This is a genomic window from Planktothrix sp. FACHB-1355 (assembly GCF_014748295.1).
Lineage (GTDB): Bacteria > Cyanobacteriota > Cyanobacteriia > Cyanobacteriales > Aerosakkonemataceae > Aerosakkonema > Aerosakkonema funiforme_A.
In genome coordinates this window covers 1-2,116 of sequence record NZ_JACJUP010001176.1, presented here as the reverse complement: position 1 = coordinate 2,116, position 2,116 = coordinate 1, and the positions used below count along the sequence as shown (strand labels likewise).

The window sequence follows — 2,116 nt, the reverse complement described above, 5'->3', positions numbered from 1 at the left end:
AGAATATCGCAAAACTGTACAAAAAGTGGCAATGCTTTTCCAAGGTCGCACGCAAGAATTGATCGATATTCTCACAGCGCAGATGGAACAAGCCGCAGAAGCGCTCAACTTTGAAACGGCGGCGCGTATTCGCGACCAAATTACCGGATTGAAATCTTTGACGGCTGACCAAAAAGTCTCGTTACCCGATGATACCGTGTCGCGAGATGCGATCGCCCTTGCCGCTGACGATCGACACGCCTGCATTCAATTATTCCAGATTCGGGCCGGACGTTTGGTGGGAAGGTTGGGATTTGTGGCAGATGCTGAATCTGCTACACCTGGAGCGATTTTGCAGCGGGTGTTGGAAGAACATTATCAAAATGCCGAATCTGTGGAAATTCCCACCGAAATTCTGGTGCAATACGAGTTACCGGAAAGCGAAATGTTGGCAGAATTTTTAGGAGAAAGAAAAGGTCGCAAAGTGACTATTTTGGCTCCGCAAAGACAAAGCAAAGCCGAATTAATTGAAATGGTGGAACGCAATGCTGAGTATGAATTATCTCGCACTCAGAAATTTGCCGATCGCAACAGCGAAGCAATGCAAGATTTAGCCAACATTCTCGATTTGCCCGACTTGCCACGCCGCATAGAAGGTTACGATATTTCCCATATTCAAGGTGCAAACGCTGTCGCATCTCAGGTTGTCTTTATCGACGGTTTACCCGCCAAACAACATTATCGACATTACAAGATCAAAAATCCTGCCGTTACAGTCGGTCACTCTGACGACTTTGCCAGTCTCGCCGAAGTTATCCGCCGTCGCTTCCGCAAGTACGCAGAAGACCCGCAATTGGAACGAGTGGGAAATCCAGATTTTCCCGATTTGGTGATGATTGATGGTGGGAAAGGTCAGCTATCATCGGTTGTGGCAGTACTGCAAGAAATGAATCTTTTGGAAGATTTGCGAGTGGTAAGTTTAGCCAAGCAGCGAGAAGAAATATTTCTGCCAGGGGAATCTTTGCCGCTGCAAACAGATGCAGAACAACCGGGTGTACAATTGTTGCGGCGACTGCGGGATGAGGCGCATCGATTTGCTGTTAGTTTCCATCGCCAACAGCGTAGCGATAAGTTGCGACGTTCTCGTTTGGATGAAATTCCCGGATTGGGATTTGAGCGACAAAAGCAACTTTTGGCACATTTTCACTCGATCGATTATATCCGAGAGGCATCTCCAAAACAGCTAGCGGAAGCGCCTGGAATTGGCCCTCGTTTAGCTCAGGAAATTTTCGATTATTTCCATCCAGCTTAAGATTGAGGGACTGGCGCAGCCAAAAGTCAAAAGTCAAAAGTCAAAAGTCAAAATTCCTCCCTCTTCCCTAATCCCTAGCCCCTAGCCCCCAGCCCCTAGCCCCTTTGTTTTGACTTTTGACTCTTGCGATCGGGGGAGAGTGATGTCAAGCTGTGGAAGGGGTGGGAGCAGCAACCATAAAGTTACTTATTTATTCATAAACTTACTCAATAATAGATGGTATTATGTGGAGATGAGTAAGTTCATTCTACCCCAAGCAGAGCATCAGTCAGAAACTTATGAAAATCGTAGAGGAGTTAAGAGAAGTTGCTCAAAAGCTTCCAAACAAAACTTAACCTAAACAACCAACAACGTACCCTAGCAGCCAAACACGCAGGCGTAGCTAGACACGCTTGGAATTGGGGATTAGAAATTTGTTTGAAAGCTTTGTCGGCAAACAAAAAGCTACCAACCGCTATCGATCTTCATAAGCGATTGGTAGCCGAAGTAAAATCAGCAAATCCTTGGTACTACCAAGTATCCAAGTGCGCTCCTCAACAAGCCTTAAGGCATTTAGCCAAAGCTTTTGGGCATTTCTTTAAAGTACCTGGTCGAGGTAAACCAAAATTCAAAAAGAAGAATATCAAAGACAATTTTTACTTAGAAGGTAGTATCACTGTGAGTGGCAACCGACTCAAGTTACCGATTTTTGGATGGGTGAGATGCCACGAAATACTACCAGCCGTTCGGCCCAAAAACGTTACCGTTAGCAAAAGAGCTTCGGATTGGTATGTCAGTTTTAGATACGAGCTAGAAGCCAAACCATCTCCAAAAACAAGACAGCGG

At 45.7% G+C, this 2,116-nt stretch carries 2 protein-coding genes; both read left to right on the top strand.

Features of this window, described 5'->3' with window-relative positions:
- Positions 1 to 1,291 (top strand): excinuclease ABC subunit UvrC (gene uvrC, locus H6S82_RS30410; protein WP_191057265.1); only part of this gene is annotated, 1,291 nt, incomplete at its 5' end.
- 306 nt (positions 1,292 to 1,597) lie between these two features.
- A partial coding sequence (locus tag H6S82_RS30405) for a helix-turn-helix domain-containing protein (RefSeq protein WP_191057264.1) occupies positions 1,598 to 2,116 on the top strand: 519 nt, incomplete at its 3' end.